At 32.3% G+C, this 18313-nt stretch carries 14 protein-coding genes; 7 read left to right on the top strand and 7 right to left on the bottom strand.

Translation table 11 applies throughout. The features are described 5' to 3' along the window. Positions 1 to 16: 16 nt before the first annotated feature. Entirely contained in the window at positions 17 to 640 is a 624-nt protein-coding gene (locus JJ847_02765) for a precorrin-8X methylmutase (GenBank protein ID MBO6959808.1), read from the bottom strand. 58 nt (positions 641 to 698) lie between these two features. On the opposite strand from JJ847_02765, the gene holA reads away from it, so the two are divergent. Both holA and JJ847_02755 read left to right on the top strand, forming a co-directional pair. After that, positions 699 to 1700, top strand: coding sequence for a DNA polymerase III subunit delta (gene holA / locus JJ847_02760; protein MBO6959807.1), 1002 nt, complete (start codon positions 699 to 701; stop codon positions 1698 to 1700). 39 nt (positions 1701 to 1739) lie between these two features. Further along, on the top strand, positions 1740 to 3500 hold the full coding sequence (locus JJ847_02755; GenBank protein MBO6959806.1) for an aspartate kinase: 1761 nt from the start codon (positions 1740 to 1742) through the stop codon (positions 3498 to 3500). 7 nt (positions 3501 to 3507) lie between these two features. Here the strand turns inward: JJ847_02755 and uvrB are convergent, their stop codons facing one another. Together uvrB and JJ847_02745 are read right to left on the bottom strand one after the other, a co-directional pair. Further along, complete coding sequence (gene uvrB / locus JJ847_02750; protein MBO6959805.1) at positions 3508 to 5547, bottom strand: excinuclease ABC subunit UvrB; 2040 nt, start codon at positions 5545 to 5547, stop codon at positions 3508 to 3510. 27 nt (positions 5548 to 5574) lie between these two features. Continuing rightward, positions 5575 to 6351, bottom strand: coding sequence for a DUF561 domain-containing protein (locus tag JJ847_02745; protein MBO6959804.1), 777 nt, complete (start codon positions 6349 to 6351; stop codon positions 5575 to 5577). 85 nt (positions 6352 to 6436) lie between these two features. Here JJ847_02745 and tilS point away from each other — a divergent pair, with 85 nt between their 5' ends. Beyond that, a complete protein-coding gene (gene tilS, locus JJ847_02740) occupies positions 6437 to 7453 on the top strand; it encodes a tRNA lysidine(34) synthetase TilS (GenBank protein MBO6959803.1) in 1017 nt (338 codons plus the stop codon). Here tilS and JJ847_02735 read toward each other — a convergent pair. The 3 genes from JJ847_02735 to JJ847_02725 form a co-directional block, all read right to left on the bottom strand. Then, positions 7443 to 9428, bottom strand: coding sequence for a ribonuclease J (locus JJ847_02735; GenBank protein MBO6959802.1), 1986 nt, complete (start codon positions 9426 to 9428; stop codon positions 7443 to 7445). The two genes, tilS and JJ847_02735, sit on opposite strands and share 11 nt — an antisense overlap. Positions 9429 to 9508: 80 nt before the next feature. Beyond that, on the bottom strand, positions 9509 to 10411 hold the full coding sequence (gene dapA / locus JJ847_02730; protein ID MBO6959801.1) for a 4-hydroxy-tetrahydrodipicolinate synthase: 903 nt from the start codon (positions 10409 to 10411) through the stop codon (positions 9509 to 9511). After that, entirely contained in the window at positions 10408 to 11439 is a 1032-nt protein-coding gene (locus JJ847_02725; GenBank protein MBO6959800.1) for an aspartate-semialdehyde dehydrogenase, read from the bottom strand. The genes dapA and JJ847_02725 overlap by 4 nt, the downstream gene beginning before the upstream one ends. A gap of 126 nt (positions 11440 to 11565) precedes the next feature. Between JJ847_02725 and JJ847_02720 the strand changes: the two genes are divergently transcribed. The 4 genes from JJ847_02720 (at position 11566) to JJ847_02705 (ending at position 16991) form a co-directional block, all read left to right on the top strand. Continuing rightward, entirely contained in the window at positions 11566 to 12990 is a 1425-nt protein-coding gene (locus JJ847_02720; GenBank protein ID MBO6959799.1) for a trigger factor, read from the top strand. A gap of 126 nt (positions 12991 to 13116) precedes the next feature. Continuing rightward, positions 13117 to 13698, top strand: coding sequence for an ATP-dependent Clp endopeptidase proteolytic subunit ClpP (gene clpP / locus JJ847_02715; protein ID MBO6959798.1), 582 nt, complete (start codon positions 13117 to 13119; stop codon positions 13696 to 13698). Positions 13699 to 13801: 103 nt separating this feature from the next. After that, positions 13802 to 15169 carry an ATP-dependent protease ATP-binding subunit ClpX gene (gene clpX / locus JJ847_02710; protein MBO6959797.1) on the top strand — a complete coding sequence of 456 codons (1368 nt, stop codon included), beginning with the start codon at positions 13802 to 13804 and terminating at the stop codon, positions 15167 to 15169. Positions 15170 to 15227: 58 nt separating this feature from the next. After that, a complete protein-coding gene (locus JJ847_02705) occupies positions 15228 to 16991 on the top strand; it encodes a DNA polymerase III subunit gamma/tau (protein MBO6959796.1) in 1764 nt (587 codons plus the stop codon). Between the two features lie 4 nt (positions 16992 to 16995). Here JJ847_02705 and JJ847_02700 read toward each other — a convergent pair whose 3' ends face one another. After that, positions 16996 to 18297 carry a glycosyltransferase family 2 protein gene (locus JJ847_02700; protein MBO6959795.1) on the bottom strand — a complete coding sequence of 434 codons (1302 nt, stop codon included), beginning with the start codon at positions 18295 to 18297 and terminating at the stop codon, positions 16996 to 16998. Positions 18298 to 18313 lie beyond the last annotated feature (16 nt).

The raw sequence follows: 18313 nt of genomic DNA, 5'->3' as shown, positions 1-18313 counted from the left end.
ATAAGATGAATACTTTTTAAATAGTTTCCCTCAACAAGGCGTTAACAGTAGCAGCAGCCATAGCAGCACCTCCTCTTGTTGAACTCAAAACAATTCTTGGAAGATTTGAAGAAATTAATTTTTTTTTGCTTTTTTCTACTCCTATAAATCCAACTGGCATTCCAATAATTAAGCTAGGTAAATCTTTTGAATTATGTAGAATATCGATTAAATATGTTAGTGCTGTTGGCGAACTACCAATTACTACAATAGGAGATTTCAATCCAGAATTTTTTACTGATAATTCTTTCCAAGCCTCACTTAAGCCATATGCAGTTTTAGTTAATTTTGTGTGATTATTGTCACCAAACCACGTTCTAGCGGTAAACACTTTATTCCTAGTAGTATTTTCTGCCATGGATTTTATTGCTGCTGCTGCCATATCGGTATCAGTTAAAATTGGAGCCCCATTTTGAAGAGCTTGTAGCCCCTTTTCGCATGCCCCTTCACTAAAAACTATGAGATTTTGAACAGAAAAATCTCCAGAAGTATGAATCAATCTTTCTAAGACTTTTTTTTCTAAATAATTAAGATCATTGGCTTCTAAATGAGATCTTATAAAACTAATACTTTCTAAAAAAATTGGATGATCTGTTACCATTGGATTGAATTTATGTTAGAAGTAATCATAATTAATATACGATTTTTATTGAGCAATCATGCCAATACAAATATTATGGGGTAATGATCTAAATTCTCAAAATACATTTATCCAAAAATTAATTGATAAAGAAGTCTCTAAAGAATGGAAAGAAATTAATGTAACTAATTTAAATGGAGATGATAATGAACAAATCAATAAAGCCCTTAATGAAGTTCTTACTCCTCCTTTTGGAGAAGGTTCAAGAATAGTTACATTAAAAAATAATCCAATTTTTACTACAAAAAATGACGAACTAATAAATAAATTTGAAAAAATTCATAACAATATTCCTAGTAGAACTTTTTTCATTTTACAAAGTACTAAAAAACCAGACTCCAGATTAAAAAGTACTAAATTTCTGCAAAACCTCATCAAAAATAATTTAGCCAAAGAAGAATCATTTTCTTTACCAGAAATTTGGGACTATGAGGGACAAAAAAAATATTTAGAAGATTCAGCAAATTCAATGAATATCAAAATTGATAAAGATGCAGCTGAATTAATAATTGATTCGGTTGGAAATGATAGCTTTAAATTAAAAAATGAATTAACAAAAGCAAAAACATTCCTTACAGCTGTATCAAATGATTTGGATCCACAAATTGTTCTAACATGCAATGATGTTAAAAAAATATTTAGTGATCATCAACCCAATATTTTCAAAATAATTGATCATCTCCTTCATAAAAATATAAATGAAAGTCTAATTGAGATAAATTATTCCTTACAGAAAGGTGAACCTGCTTTAAAATTAAATGCGGGTTTAATTAGTCAAATAAGATTACATACAATTATAAAATTAGCAGTTAATTCTGATGATAATAATTCAAAAAAGATTTGTAATCTTGCGGGAATATCTAATCCAAAAAGAATTTTTTTTATTAGAAAAAAAGTGAAAAATGTCTCGCAAGAATATTTGGTTAATTTAATGAGTAATTTATTAGATATTGAATCATTACTAAAAACAGGTAATAATCCAATGAATGTTTTTACCGAAAATTTAATTAATTTAAATTAATCAAATTATAAGTTTAAGAATTTACATTATGATTTAAACATGGCTTTACTAGTAAAAAAATTTGGCGGTACTTCTGTTGGAGATATTAAAAAAATTCAAAATATTGCAACTACTATTTGTCGAAGTAAAGAAGCAGGCAATGAAATTGTCGTTGTCGTTTCCGCAATGGGACAAACTACAGATGATTTAAATTTCTTAGCTTCATCAATAAGTAAAAATCCCAATCGAAGAGAATTGGATATGCTCCTTTCAACTGGAGAGCAAGTAACCATATCTCTTCTCTCAATGGCATTAAATGAATACGGCATACCTGCAATTTCCATGACAGGTAGCCAAGTAGGGATTATTACTGAATCAATACATGGAAAAGCGAGAATTCTAGATATTAAAACAGACAGAATCCAAAATTATATCGATCAAGGTTTTGTAGTAGTGGTTGCTGGATTTCAAGGAACAACATTAAGCCATACTGGATCAATGGAAATTACAACGTTGGGTAGAGGCGGTTCAGATACTTCCGCAGTAGCTTTATCAACGGCATTGGGAGCTGAAACTTGCGAAATATATACAGATGTTCCTGGGGTTCTTACTACTGATCCAAGAATTGTTCCTAATGCGAAACTCTTAGATGAAATTAGTTGTGAGGAAATGCTGGAACTTGCAAGCGTTGGTGCTTCAGTTCTTCATCCAAGGGCTGTAGAAATCGCCCGCAATTATGGAATTAAATTATGCGTTAAATCAAGTCAAAGCGACTCCAGTGGAACTCTACTAGAAAGCAAAATCAAACCCCTCTCCCTAAAAAGAGGAAGCCTAGAATTAACAAAAACAGTAAATAGTCTTGAAGTATTAGAAAACCAAGCGATATTCAGTCTATCCAAAATTCCTGATAGGCCAGGGATTGCAGCACAAATATTTGAAAAACTATCAGAAGCAAGTATCAATGTAGATTTAATAATACAAGCAACAAATGATGGTAATAATAACGATATTACATTTACTGTAAGCCAATTAGAAGTTAAAAAAACTACAGAACAATGTGAAATTATAACAAGTCAATTAGGTGGCGAATACAACTTAAAAACAAATATGACTAAATTAAGTATTCAAGGAGCAGGCATCATGGGTCGGCCAAGTGTTTCGGCTGATTTATTTGATACTTTATCTCAAGCGAATATAAATGTAAGATTAATAGCCACTAGTGAAATTAAAGTCAGCTGTGTGATTGAAATCAATAATCTTCCGAAAGCTATTAGATTTGTTGCTGAAAAATTTAAGTTATCCGATACACAAATATTCGTTAACCCCATCTACGAAAAACAAGATCAACCCGAAGTAAGAGGAATTGCATTAGACAAAAACCAAGTGCAAGTCAGTTTTCGAAAACTACCTGATCGTCCAGGTGTAGCCGCATCAATATGCTTAGCACTAGCTGAAAATAATTTACTTTTCGATACCATAGTGCAATCAGAGAGAATTTCCTCTCTAAAAACTAAGGATATTAGTCTTACAATGAATAAACAAGATAGAGAAAAAGCTAACTTAGTTTTTGAAGCATTAATAAAAAAATTGCCCGGTTCATACATTGAAGATGGCCCCGCTATAGCAAAAGTAAGCACCGTAGGAGCGGGAATGGCATTTAAGGTTGGAACGGCTGGGAAAATATTTAGAGCATTGGCTGACCAAAATATCAATATTGAAATGATTGCCACTAGTGAAATTAGAACTTCTTGTATTGTTTTAGAGAAAGATTGTGACAAAGCAGTTAATGCAATCCATAAACATTTCGAATTAGACAAATAAGTTCTTCTTAGCTATTTCTTGCCAATTTTTGTCTTAATTTTTTGATTCTATCCCTCAAATTTGCTGCTTCTTCAAAATTCAAATCTTTTGCGGCATCTTTCATTTTAATTTCTAACTTGTCTATTAAATCAGGCAATTCTTCAAGCAAATATTGATTATCGTTGGTATTGAGAATTGCGTCCGTTTTGTTATTAACTATATTAATTAAATCTTTAGATAAACCACTAGCATCTAATTTTCTGGAAAGCTCTAGAAAAGATAATATTGAATTTTCTATTTTTTTACCTGCAGGTTTTGGAGTAATACCATTGACCTCATTGTATTTTTTTTGAATAGTTCTTCTTCTTTCAGTTTCGGATATTGCTTTTTTCATTGAATCTGTGAAATTATCTGCATAAAGCAAGGCAACTCCCTCAACGTGTCTTGCAGCTCTTCCAATTGTTTGAATCAATGATCTTTCTGCCCTAAGAAAACCTTCTTTATCAGCATCTAAAATAGCAACCAACGAAACTTCAGGAAGATCTAGTCCCTCTCTCAATAAATTAACTCCTACCAAAACATCATATTCACCCATTCTGAGGTCTTGAATAATTTCAATTCTTTCAATTGAATGGATTTCAGAATGTAAATATCTAACTCTTACTTTATTTTCAGATAGAAAATCAGTTAAATCTTCAGCCATTCTCTTAGTTAGTGTAGTCACTAAAACTCTTTGATTCTTTTCAGACCTAATTCTTATTTCAGATAATAAATCTTCTATTTGACCTTCACTCGGCCTTACATTAATAACGGGGTCTAATACCCCAGTAGGTCTTATAACTTGCTCAATAAATTCACCATCACATTGGTCTAGTTCCCATTGTCCAGGAGTTGCACTTATAAATAATGTTTGCTTTGATTTCTCCCAAAACTCCTCACATTTTAGAGGTCTATTATCTGCAGCACTTGGCAATCTAAAACCATGATCTATCAAAACTTTTTTTCTAGATTGATCACCGTTATACATTGCATGAAGTTGAGGACATGTTACATGACTCTCATCTACTACCAAAAGCCAATCCTCAGGAAAGTAATCTATTAAGCATTCTGGCGGTGAACCTTCCTCCCTGCCTGATAAATGACGAGCATAATTCTCAACCCCATTACAATAGCCAACCTCTTTTAGCATTTCTAAATCATATTTGGTTCGTTGCTCTAAACGTTGAGCCTCCAACAATTTTCCTTCGTATGTAAATTTATCGAGTTGAGTTTTTAATTCACTTCTAATTGCTTTTATTGCACTCTCAAGTCTTTCTTTTGGAGTAACAAAATGCTTCGCTGGGTAAACACTAACTTGTTGCAAACTTTCAAGTATTTCTCCAGTAGTAGGGTCAACATATCTAATAGCCTCGACTTCATCACCAAATAATTCAATTCTTATTAATCTATCTTCATAAGCAGGACCAATTTCTAAAACATCACCTTTTATTCGGAATCTACCTCTAGTGATTTCAATATCATTTCTAGTATATTGATTTTCAACAAGCGACCTCAAAGAAGAACGTAAATTTATAGATTTTCCAACTTCAAATTTAACTGAAGCTTTTAGATATTCACTTGGTATCCCTAGACCATAAATACAACTTATAGAGGCTACTACAATTACATCTTTTCTCTCGAATAATGAGCGTGTTGCAGAATGCCGAAGCATATCTATTTCTTCATTAATTGAAGCAGTTTTTGCTATGTATGTATCACTTACAGGAACATAAGCTTCAGGTTGATAATAATCGTAGTAAGAAATAAAGTACTCAACAGCATTTTTCGGAAAGAACTCCCTTAATTCATTACATAGTTGAGCAGCTAAAGTTTTGTTATGTGCTAATACAAGAGCTGGTCTTCCTGTTTGTTGAATTACATTTGCAATAGTGAATGTTTTACCTGTTCCAGTAGCTCCTAAAAGAGTCTGAAACTCTTTACCACTATTAACACCTCTAACTAATTTTTTGATAGCTTCAGGTTGATCTCCATTTGGTTCATAGGGAGCTTGAAGCTTATAGTCGTTCATCAAGCTAATAGCTAAAGTTCTTATATATTAAGAAATTTTTTCTTTAATTACTGAATTTTTCAAAGATTCTTTTAAGGCCCTAACAACTGCAATCATTGATACTAAATCATCTAATTTATTCACTGCAGATCCAACACCAACTGCTGAGGCTCCACAAGATATTGCTAATGGACAAGTAACTTGACTTAATCCAGAGGCACTCATAATTGGTATATTGACAGATTGTTTCTTAAATTCTTGATGAATAGCATAAGTTGCTGCGAGAGTTGGTACTGCCTTTTCAAAAAAGCCTTGGATTCCGGATGAATAAGGATTAGAGCTAGTACCACCCTCTGTTTGAACAATATCAACATGTTCTTCAGCTAGATTTATAGCAAGCTCAACTTGTTTATCAATAGGCATAGTGTGAGGAACAGTTACTGATAGGGGAACATGAGGTAATAAATCCCTTGTCTCTTTGGTTATGTCTAAGACTTTTTCGTCTGAAAAATTAATGCCTTTTTCATAAAAAGTATCGTAATTTCCTATTTCAATTAATGAGGCTCCTGCTTTTACAGAATCTATGAAAGAAGTTGGCACTACTGAACTCACACAAACTGGTAATTTAAAATTCTTAAGTACCAGCTCTACGAGTTGAGCATTACAAGCAATATCTACAAGATCTGCACCTCCTAATGAAGCAGCCTCAACAATTGTTTTCACAGATTGAACATCGAAATTATTCAATCCTGAAATAACTTTGAGTAAAGATTTACTCCTTAACTCTTCTTTAATTTTTTGTGGCAAAAGATTAATCAGACTCATTTAATTAATGAATTTATTACCCGATTGTGACATTGTTTTAGTAAAACAGTGCATTTTTTAAAAAATATTATCTGAGCAACACAAAATGTCTGATAAAAAATTAACTCAGAAAAATTGGACATCATGGCATCATCAGCTTCATAAAGAGATTCTTGGCAAAAAAAAATTAATTCCCAAAGGATCGAATATTTTAATAAGTGTTTCCGGGGGACAAGACTCAATGGCCTTATTAACCCTAATTAATGACCTAAAGAAACTTCATAATTGGTCTATTAGTGTTTGGCATGGAGATCATCAATGGCACACAAAATCTTCACGATATGCTCTTGAATTAAAAAGTTATTGCGAAGATAAAAATATTTCATTCTATTGTGATCAAGCAAATAAAGAAAATATTTCTTCAGAAGAAAAAGCACGACAATGGAGATATAAAAAATTATGTGAAAGAGCCAAAACTTTATTAAATAAAAACCAGCATAATCATCATATTTATTTATTAACTGGTCATACCAGTAGTGATAATGCAGAAACATTTATCCTCAATTTATCTAGAGGGAGCAATCTTACCGGGCTGAGTAATATTGAGAGCAAAAGATTACTAGAAAATCAAATTTTTTTAATAAGGCCAATATTAATTTTCAGTAGAGAAGATACAAAACAAATCTGTAATGACATAAAAATCCCAGTATGGGAAGATCCTACAAATTCGGATCTTAAGTTAAAAAGAAATTTAGTAAGAAAAAAAATTATTCCTACCTTGGAGGTTATCTATCCTGGTTGTTCTGAAAGAATAAATAATTTTTCCAAAAAAATGAGCAACTACAATAATGAACGCAATGATCTTAGTGAACTAGCATACCTACATTGTAAAGATGTAAAAGGTATCAATAGAAATCTCTTAAATAGTATGTGTATTGAAGCGCGATGCACGATCTTAAATAGATTTTTAAAAGAAATATCTACAAAACAATGTAGTTCTAAAAATCTAACAAAATTAGCAACTTCTATTTATGAAAAAAATAAAGGCCAAATAAACTTTCAAGAGTTTTTAAAAATTGTTTGGAATAAAAACTATATAAACTTTGAAAAAGTTAAGATGTGATAGCGGATCTTCTTCTTCTTGTCCTACCTTCAAATGAATCTTCAGTAGCATTTTCAGCCGATGAATTCTGTGAAACTTTTGGACTTTTTTGGTTATTTTGCGGGTTAGTTACACTATTCGGATGATTATTGTTTGATTTCTTATGGAAATTATTATTATTTCTATTTCTATTAGAAAAATTTTGCTCTTCGGTAATTTTTGGAATATAAGCACGAGTTCCACTTGGAGCAGGTTGAACTAAACACAAAATAAGTGGTTCAACTTGTAATTCTCTTCTCATTCTTCTAGATAAACCATTTTCAATTTCTCTTTGTACACCAATCCAATCTACTTCAAAATTATTCGGCCCAGTCTGTCTGGATAATTGTTTCCATCTATTTTCTAAAACCCAGCTTATTTCACGTTCTGTCCACATAGACATTTTTCTTGGCTCTGCGGTAGTAACCACTCCTCTTAAATTAACTCTGGGAGGCGCAACCATCTTCCCATCTGTACTAATAGGAGCTAAAACAGTTACTACACCATCTCCAGCTAATTGCTGCCTTTCTTTTAAAACTCTAGCATCTACTATCCCATTTCTTGAGTTATCAAGCAGTTCTACACCAGCTTTTACAGGATCACCTTTTTGAATAGAGTTAGGCGTCAGCTCAACAACATCTCCATTCTCAATAATTAAAATATTATCCTTTGGAACTCCCATAGTTTGTGCACTTTTACCATGACAAACAAGCATTCTATGTTCTCCATGAACAGGGACAAAAAACTTGGGTTTAGCGAGTGCCAACATTAACTTTTGATCTTCCTGAAAACCATGCCCAGAGACATGTATATTTTCTCCCTTACCATAAACAACTTTTGCTCCGAGTTTCATTAATCTATCTATAGTATTAACAACAGAAATAGTATTGCCAGGAATTGGACTGGCTGAAAATATCACAGTATCAGTAGTCTTAAGACGAACATGCTGATGTTCACCACGGGATATTCTGCTTAATGCTGCTAAGGGTTCTCCTTGACTTCCAGTCATTAACAATAGAGTTTCTCTATCTGGTAAATCTCTAATTTGTTTTATAGGAACAAAAAGATCATCAGGACATTTCATGTAACCAATATCTCTGGCCTTTGCAATGACATTTATCATAGATCTTCCTAACAAACCGACCTTTCTTCCATGTTTCATAGCCAACTCTAAGATCATCGTCACTCTATGAACAGAACTAGCAAAAGTAGTTAGAATAACTCGTTCTTTTGCCTCAGCAATATGTTTTTCTAGAGAAGGATAAATAGTCTTTTCAGAAGGACAAAAACCTGGAACTTCGGCATTAGTAGAGTCACTGAACATGCATAAAACGCCTTTCTCTCCGTAATGCACCATTCTTTCAATATCAAATTGCTCTCCATCTACTGGCATATGATCAAACTTAAAATCTCCCGTAAAAATAATTGTGCCAACAGGTGTTGTAACTGCTAATGAAAAACTATCGCAAATAGAATGGGTATTTCGAATGAATTCAACAGAAAAATGTTGTCCAACTTTTACAACATCTCTTGGGTTTACTGTCTGTATAGTTGTTCTATCAGATACCCCTGCTTCCTCCATTTTTCCTCTAAGCATCGACATTGCAAGTCTTGGGCCATAAATAATCGGAATATTAAAATGCTTTAGATGATGAGAAATCCCTCCAATATGATCTTCATGACCATGTGTAACAATCATTCCTTTTATTCTTCTTTGATTTTCTTTTAAGAAAGTTGTATCCGGCATAACAACATTTACGCCATGCATACCATCTGATGGGAAAGCTAGGCCAGCATCAACAAGCATCAATTCATCACCATATTCAAAAACACAAGTGTTTTTTCCTATTTCATGAAGTCCTCCTAGAGGTATGACTCTTAATGCTGGCTCATTACTTTTTGATCTAGATGAATCATTAGTAGATCTATTAACAGTTGAATTTGTACTTGATTGCATAATTTTGAAATTTATGAAGGCCTGCTTGTAATCAAATAAGGTTTATTTAAATTTAATTATCAAGTTAAATATAATCCCTATTATAGGGATTTCAGGATAAAAGATAGTTGTTTTTTCATGTCAGGAGTTAATGGTGACAAAGGACTTCTGGGAATACCTACATTCCATCCCGATAGCTCCAAAGCAGCCTTAATTGGGATTGGATTTGTAGTCATAAAGAGTGCTTTGAAAAGAGGCTGAAGTTTTTCATGAATGGCAAGCGCATTGTAAACTTCCCCACTTTGAAAGGAATGAATCATTTCTTTCAATTGCAATCCAACCAAATGACTTGCAACGCTTACTACTCCTACAGCACCTACAGATAACATTGGAAGCAACAATGAATCATCGCCACTATATACAGAGAGTGTAGAGCCACAAATAGCTCTTAGTTCTGTTACTTCCTCTATTCTACCGCTTGCCGCTTTAATACTGAGAATATTTGAGAAATCCATAAGTTTCTTCACAGTATCAGGTAATAAATTGCACCCTGTCCTTCCAGGTATGTTGTAAAGCATTAGAGGCAAATCCTTTGCAGAATTAGCAATTGAACTGAAATGTTTATAAAGCCCTTCTTGAGGTGGTTTATTATAGTAAGGAACCACAACCAAAGCACCGTCGGCACCAGAGTCATAGGCTTTTTTTGTAGCTTCTACAGCTTCACTCGTACAGTTACTACCAGTGCCAACTATTACTTTACAACTGGAATCCAAAGATCCTTTTACTGCAATAAATAAATCATGCTGTTCTGCCCATGAAAGAGTCGGAGATTCTCCAGTAGTCCCACATAGCACAATTCCATCTGAACCGTTCTCAAAAAGAAAATTTGAGAGCTTAATAGCCAGTTCATAATCTACATCTCCATTTTCAGTAAATGGAGTAACCATTGCAGTTAGTATTCTCCCAAATAATGGATCATTACACTCAGTTTTGTCTGTAATCATTTTTTTGGAATTAATAACTCGGCTATTTGAACAGCATTAAGGGCTGCTCCTTTTCTTATTTGATCTCCACATAACCATAATTCTAGTCCATTATGCTGACTAATATCGGTTCTTAGCCTTCCAACAGCAATGTTATCCCTACCCATAACGTCAGTTGGCATAGGAAATCTATTGTTATTATAATCATTAATAATTTCAATTCCAGGAGACTTTTTTAATTCTTTAAGTGCAACGTTCGGTTCAACGACGCCGGCAAATTCAATATTGACAGATTCAGAGTGCGCTCTCAATACTGGAACTCGAACACATGTAGCAGAAAGCTTTAAATCAGCAATATTTAATATTTTCCTTGTTTCATTAACCATTTTCATCTCTTCTTCGCAGTAATTATTCGCAAGCATGGGTGAATTATGTAAAAACAGATTAAAAGCCAAAGAGTATGGCAAAATTTCACTTTTTTGAGGATTACCCTGGAGATATTTTTCAGTTAAAAGCTTTAGTTCCTCCATCGCCAATTGGCCTGCTCCACTCACAGATTGATATGTTGAGACAATAACTCTTTGAATAGTAGAAAGTTTATTTAACGGAGCTAAAACTAATGTCAACAAAATGGTAGTGCAGTTTGGATTCGCTATTACCCCATCATGATGGAGAGCATCACTAGCATTAACTTCAGGAACTATAAGAGGTACGTTCTTATCTAATCTGAAAGCACTAGAATTATCTATCAGTAAAGCATTTTGTTCCATAATGGTAGATAACCATTTTTTTGAAATACTTCCGCCTGCTGAAGCTAAAACTAAATCAAGATTAGAAAATTCTTCCTTAACAGTTTTTTTTGTAACTAATTCTTCACCTTTCCAAATAATTTTTTTTCCTTCTGACCGCTCCGATGAAAGCAGTACTAATTCTGATATTGGGAAATCACGTTGTTCAAGAATTTTGAGTAATTCAGATCCCACAGCACCTGAAGATCCTAAAACAGCAACTTTTAATGGCCTATTAGGCAAAAACGGAGATTGTCTCACACTTGAAAATGATTTTTATAAATAGATTTACTATTTTTTTTACTTTATCAAAAAATTTACTTCCAAGGAAATCACTTAATGTGAAATAATTAAGATTCGGCTCATAGTAATAATTACAAAAAAAACATGACTAAAGAAGCATTAATAGTCAAAACAACTACTCTGCCTCAAAGTAGAATTTCATTTGAATTAGAAATACCATCTGAGACATGCAAAACTTGCGTAAACGAAACAATCAGTACTATTAGTCGTTCGGCTAAAATTCCAGGATTTAGACTTGGTAAAATTCCTAAACAAGTCTTAATCCAAAGAATTGGAATAACACAATTACATGCTTCTGCTTTAGAAAAAATCATTGATAAATCATGGCAGGAAGCATTAAAAATAAAATCTATAGAGCCACTAAGTGAGCCAGAATTGGTAGATGGATTTGAATCTTTACTTGCAAAATTTAGTCCTGAAAAATCACTTAAGGTTACTCTTCAAACCGATGTTGCACCCAAATTAAAACTAAAAAAATCTAAAGGAATTAGTGTTGAAATCTCAAAAACTAAGTTTGATCCTAAGTCAGTGGATGAAGCGCTAGAAAAATCTAGAATTCAATTTGCAAATATTATTCCAGTAACCGATAGAGCAGCAAAATTAGGAGATATTGCTGTAGTTAGTTTCCAAGGGAAATACAAAGATTCTGGTAAAGAGATTGATGGCGGGTCAAGTGAATCAATGGATCTTGAATTAGAAAAAAACAAAATGATTCCAGGCTTCGTTGAAGGGATCGTAAAGATGAAAATTGGTGATACTAAGATACTTAACCTTAAATTTCCTAATGATTATTCTCATGAGGATTCAAGAGGCAAAGAAGCCATCTTTGAAGTGAATCTTAAGGATCTTAAGGAAAAAGAATTGCCTGAACTTAATGACGATTTTGCAAAACAGTCAGGAAATAAAGAATCATTAAAAGAGTTAAAGACAGATTTAGAAAAGCAACTTAAAGACAATTTTGAAAAAACTCAAAGAGATATCAAAATTGAAGCTTTATTAGATGCTTTAACAAACGAATTAGTTGCTGAAATTCCAAAATCTATGATTGATATAGAAGTGAGGAATAATATTGAACAAACTGCACAAAGATTTGCTCAACAAGGTCTTGATGTAAAATCTACTTTTACTCCAGAATTAGTTAAGTCATTAGCAGAGTCCACAAGACCTCAGGCTGAAAAAAATGTTCAAAGAAATTTAGCCTTAAAAGCATTAGCCGAAAAAGAAAACATTACAGTTACAAAAGATGAAGTTGATTTAAAAATGAAAGATTATGAAGATGCAATCTCAAAATCTTCAAAACAAATTGATATTGAAAAATTAACAGAAGTTATAAGTAGCGATTTACTTAAAGAAAAATTAATAATTTGGCTTGAAGAAAATTCCGAAGTAAAAGAAAAATCAACAAAAACTACTAAAACTGCCAAAACCTCCAAAACAATAAAAGCGACAAAAAATACAACTAAAACAAAAAAAGCGACAAAAACTCAAAATGAAAAAGAAAAAAAATAATTTATAAAATTTCCTACTAATTGAACAAAAAACCCTTAAATTATCTATAAGACAAAAATTTTTGTGAACTCAGAAAAAAAACATCTAATTCAAAGTTCAATAAGTTCTTTTGAAAGCACAAGCAAAATTAGTGCCGCTGTTCCTACTGTCGTAGAACAATCGGGAAGAGGCGAAAGAGCTTTCGACATTTATTCAAGACTTTTAAGGGAGAGAATAATTTTTTTAGGTACTGGAATTAATGATCAAGTTTCTGATTCTCTTGTTGCACAACTATTATTCCTTGAAGCTGAAGATCCCGAAAAAGATATTCAAATATACATTAACTCTCCTGGTGGCTCAGTTACTGCTGGAATGGCCATATACGATACTATGCAACAAATATCGCCTGATGTAGTGACAATATGCTTTGGGGTTGCTGCAAGCATGGGAGCATTTTTACTTTCTGGAGGTGCAAAGGGGAAAAGATTAGCTTTACCCAATTCTAGGATTATGATTCACCAGCCTCTTGGTGGTGCACAAGGTCAAGCAGTAGAAATTGAAATACAAGCTAAAGAAATACTTTTTCTTAAAAAGACTTTAAATTCCCTTTTAGCAGAACACACTGGACAACCTATAGAAAAAATTAATGAGGATACAGAAAGAGACTACTTCTTATCTCCCTCTGAAGCAGTTGAATATGGATTAATTGATAAAGTTATCAAAAAATAACAAGCTAAAGTTTATTTTTAAGAATATGATGACGAATCGAGTTTTATAAGCAATCCTAGTAAATAGGTAATATTTAAAACCTTTACTTTTAACTTTATAATCGATGGCTAAATTCGACGCCCATCTTAAATGTTCATTTTGCGGAAAATCTCAAGACCAAGTTAGAAAGCTAATAGCTGGTCCTGGCGTTTATATCTGTGATGAATGCATAGATCTTTGTAATGAAATTCTAGATGAAGAACTTCTTGATAATCAAGTTAATACAAATAATTCCTCGCAAGTAAAAAAGAAACTACAAACTGATCATTTAGAAAAATCAATTCCTTTAGAATTAAACTCAATTCCTAAACCATTAGAAATTAAAAGTTTCCTTGATAATCAAGTCGTCGGACAAGATTCAGCAAAAAAGATTTTATCAGTAGCCGTATACAACCACTACAAAAGATTAGCTTGGAAAGTTAAAGAAGAAAGTAAAAATAACAATTCAAAAGATGCACAAGCAACAAAATTACAGAAATCAAATATCTTACTTATCGGACCAACTGGAAGCGGAAAAACATTACTGGCACAAACTTTAGCTGAATTTCTAGATGTTCCTTTTGCAGTAGCTGATGCAACAACTTTGACAGAAGCTGGATATGTTGGAGAAGATGTAGAAAATATACTTCTAAGACTTCTACAAAAATCAGAGATGAATGTAGAGTTAGCTCAAAGAGGGATAATTTACATAGATGAAATAGATAAAATTGCAAGAAAAAGTGAGAATCCTTCAATTACAAGAGATGTATCTGGTGAAGGAGTTCAGCAGGCATTACTAAAAATGCTTGAAGGAACTGTTGCTAATGTTCCACCGCAAGGGGGTAGAAAACATCCTTATCATGACTGCATTCAAATTGATACAAGTCAAATTTTATTTATTTGCGGAGGGGCTTTTATTGGTTTAGAGGATATTGTTCAAAAGCGAATGGGTAAACATTCAATAGGGTTTACTACTAATTCAGATCAAAACAAAGTTGAAACAAAAAAAATACTAGACCCAAGAGATTCTCTTAAAAATTTAGAGTTAGATGATTTAGTTAAATATGGCCTGATTCCCGAATTTATTGGAAGAATTCCAGTTTGTGCTGTATTAGATCGTCTTACTAAAGAAACATTAGAATCTATTTTGACTCAACCAAGAGATGCACTAGTAAAGCAATTCAAGACCTTGCTAAGCATGGATAATGTTGAATTAAAATTTGACTCTGATTCTGTTGAAGCGATAGCTAATGAGGCATATAAAAGAAAAACAGGTGCACGAGCATTAAGATCAATAATTGAAGAACTAATGCTAGATATTATGTACACTTTGCCTTCGGAAGAAAATATAAAAGAATTCACAATTACAAAAAAAATGGTAGATAATTTACTTTCATCCAAAATTGTTAAACTACCTTCAGGATCTAAAAGAATCATTAAAGAATCTGCTTAACAATTTAAATTTAATTGTTGCAATTTAAATCTGAATTGTTCTTACTAATAAAGAATAAATGTCAAATATACATAAACCTTTTCATCAAAAATATAGACCAAACAAACTAGATGAACTGGTTGGGCAAGATTTCATATCTATTACTCTAAAGCAAGCAATACTAACAAAAAAAATTGCCCCTGCATATCTTTTTAATGGTCCGAGAGGCACTGGAAAAACATCAAGTGCAAGAATATTTGCGAAATCTTTAAATTGCCAATCATTCGAACAACCAACAATAAATCCTTGCGGTAAATGCGACTTATGTAGACAAATTTCAGATGGTGAGGCACTAGATATTATCGAGATTGATGCAGCATCGAATACAGGAGTTGAAAATATAAGAGAAATCATAGAGAGAGCACAATTCGCACCTACTCAAGCAAGATGGAAAGTATATGTAATTGATGAATGTCATATGCTTTCAACAGCAGCTTCAAATGCTTTACTAAAAACTATTGAAGAACCACCCTCAAGAGTTGTATTTATCCTTGCTACAACAAATCCCGAAAGAGTATTAAATACAATACAAAGTAGATGCCAAAAGTTTGATTTTAGAAGAATAAGCCCTGGTGACATTTTCAACCATTTATCTGAAATAGCGGAAAAAGAATTCATTAAATATGAAGTGCAAGCATTAAAAATGCTAGCAAAAAGATCTAATGGAGGAATGCGAGATGCTCAAAGCCTACTTGAGCAAATTAATCTATTGCCCGAAGGCATAACAGTTAAAAATATTCAAAACTTACTAGGAGAAGTATCAGAAATTGAATTAACAAATCTGATTAAGACACTAATTAATAATAAGCCAGAGTCATTAATAATTGCATGCAATAAATTATATGATGCTGGAAACGAACCTCATCAAATAATTGTTGGGTTATTGAACATAACTAGAGATTTACTGTTGCATACTACACAAAACAAATATTCAGATCTGTATTATACGTCGGATGAATTTCAAGATGAATTAGATAAGATCTCAAAAACAATAAATAAATCAACAATAATTAATTGGCATCACAGCCTAAGAAATATTGAATATCAAATCAAGACAAGTGATAATCCTAGACTTTGGTTTGAAATACACTTAACAAGTCTTTTAAATAACCAAGAAATAATAAATTCTGAAAATGAACCAAACAATAAAAATGATGCGATCAGAGAGAAGCATGAAATAATAAAAAACAAAGAAATTATCAATAAAGAAAATAGTTCTAATGAAATTCAAAATCCCAGTACCAAGGATCATATAAATGGAGAAGAATCACTTGTAAAAAAAGAAAAAAAATTAGAAAATTTTAACATTCTTAAAAAAGAAAGCACAAAAAATATACCTGCTAATAGCCTCAATGATCCCAGTCCAAATGATTTAAAAAACAAATGGGAATTAATTCTCTCTAAATTAGAGTTACCATCTACAAGAATGTTACTTTCACAACAAGCTGAGCTTGAAAGTTTTGATTCTGAAAAAATCACAATTGCATTATCTCCAAACTGGGAAAACATGATAAAGAGCAGAAAAGTCATAATTGAAAATACGATAAAAAAGATATTTGGAGATCAAATAATACTTAATTTTTCTACCAGGCAATTGACTAATAAAATTGACCCAAATAACTCTTCAGAAATACCAGCAAATGAAATAAATAACACGAAACCTATCAAAAAAATAGAAACAAAAACTAATTTTTCAAAAACAATATCTAAACAGGAAACTAATGATGATAGTTCAAAAAATTTAGCAAATTTCTTTAATGGTGAAATTATAGACCTCGATTAATAACTTAAACTCCAGTATGAAGAGTTTTTCTCCAAAGAATCTTTTTGGGAAAAATAGACATTTTAAATGTTACCCAAGGAATAACCAAAAACCAATGTGATAGATAAAAAACTGATAAACATATCATCAAAAAATTTCTCTTTTGTAATACAGGTACTTCGCTTTGGCAGGTAGAACCATACCAAAAAGCAATTCCAGATAATACAAAAGCCGTGATTGAAATAGGCCAGTAAATAGGTGATTCTAAAAAAGCGATACTGAGAACTAAATCAAAAATTGAAATTATTGGTAGTGCATATTGCAGTATGAAGAAGTAAGTTAAATCAAATTTCTGCAAATAATCAATTTTATCAGTAAATAATTGATCCCCATAATCAAAAAATCTTTGCAAGCCCCCCTCTGCCCATCTTTGCCTTTGTGCTAATAAAGCATTTAAATTCTCAACTGCTTCTTCCATAACTGGAGGATCCCACAAGATTCCAATCCTGGATTTTGACAATAATAATCTTAAACTTAAATCGAGATCATCAGTAACTGTGTCTTCATTAAACGAACCACATGCCATTAACGTCTCTTTTTTAATTAACTGGCCATTTCCTCTTAATTCAGAAACTCCAGCAACTGATAACCTTCCATATTGAAAAATCGTGTCCATAGCCATCTCCATCGACTGACATGAAGTTAAAAAATTCTTACTTACATTTGTTACTGATTTTCTTAATTGAACTGCAGACCAATGACCCTCCTCTACAAAACTAAATAACCTTGTCAAAGAATCTTTTTTTAATTGAGCGTCAGCATCCAAAACTAATATCCACTCACCATGAGTAAACTTCAAGGCAAAATTTAAGGCTCCTGACTTCCCGCCGCCCGCATTTGGAGAGCGACTAATTACTTTTAACTTTTGGAATTGCTTGGATAAACGATCTAAAATTAAAGGCGTATTATCAGAACTGCCGTCATCAATAATATAAATATTTAATTTATTTGTTGGATAGTCCAAATTAAATAACCTTTCCACTAATCTTGCTATAACATTCTCTTCATCTCTAGCTGCAACTAAAATATCAAGTTCAGGTAGCTCTTTGTTTGTAACTCTATTACTAAAAGTATTAGAAGCATTATTCCTTTTTAAATTTCTGGAAATAACAGTTAAACCATAAGCAGCAATAATAAAAGAGAGGATCAAAATAACATTAAAATAAACCCTGACTTTGTATAAATGAGGAATGATAGCTATTAAAAAACAAGCACAAAAAAATATGAAAGACTTTAATCTTCGATTTTTATAAAAACCATTGTTCATAAAAGTCAATTTTAAT

Origin of the sequence: Prochlorococcus marinus CUG1438, from assembly GCA_017644325.1 — a bacterium.
In the GTDB taxonomy this organism is placed as follows: domain Bacteria; phylum Cyanobacteriota; class Cyanobacteriia; order PCC-6307; family Cyanobiaceae; genus Prochlorococcus_A; species Prochlorococcus_A marinus_AA.
This window is presented reverse-complemented; position numbering and strand designations above follow the sequence as displayed.

Excerpts from the sequence above, each read along its gene's own strand:
- JJ847_02765 (MBO6959808.1), bottom strand. The coding sequence starts at position 640 with ATGGTAACAGATCATCCAATTTTTTTAGAAAGTATTAGTTTTATAAGA.
- holA (MBO6959807.1), top strand. The coding sequence starts at position 699 with ATGCCAATACAAATATTATGGGGTAATGATCTAAATTCTCAAAATACA.
- JJ847_02755 (MBO6959806.1), top strand. The coding sequence starts at position 1,740 with ATGGCTTTACTAGTAAAAAAATTTGGCGGTACTTCTGTTGGAGATATT.
- uvrB (MBO6959805.1), bottom strand. The coding sequence starts at position 5,547 with ATGAACGACTATAAGCTTCAAGCTCCCTATGAACCAAATGGAGATCAA.
- JJ847_02745 (MBO6959804.1), bottom strand. The coding sequence starts at position 6,351 with ATGAGTCTGATTAATCTTTTGCCACAAAAAATTAAAGAAGAGTTAAGG.
- tilS (MBO6959803.1), top strand. The coding sequence starts at position 6,437 with ATGTCTGATAAAAAATTAACTCAGAAAAATTGGACATCATGGCATCAT.
- JJ847_02735 (MBO6959802.1), bottom strand. The coding sequence starts at position 9,428 with ATGCAATCAAGTACAAATTCAACTGTTAATAGATCTACTAATGATTCA.
- dapA (MBO6959801.1), bottom strand. The coding sequence starts at position 10,411 with ATGATTACAGACAAAACTGAGTGTAATGATCCATTATTTGGGAGAATA.
- JJ847_02720 (MBO6959799.1), top strand. The coding sequence starts at position 11,566 with ATGACTAAAGAAGCATTAATAGTCAAAACAACTACTCTGCCTCAAAGT.
- clpX (MBO6959797.1), top strand. The coding sequence starts at position 13,802 with ATGGCTAAATTCGACGCCCATCTTAAATGTTCATTTTGCGGAAAATCT.
- JJ847_02705 (MBO6959796.1), top strand. The coding sequence starts at position 15,228 with ATGTCAAATATACATAAACCTTTTCATCAAAAATATAGACCAAACAAA.
- JJ847_02700 (MBO6959795.1), bottom strand. The coding sequence starts at position 18,297 with ATGAACAATGGTTTTTATAAAAATCGAAGATTAAAGTCTTTCATATTT.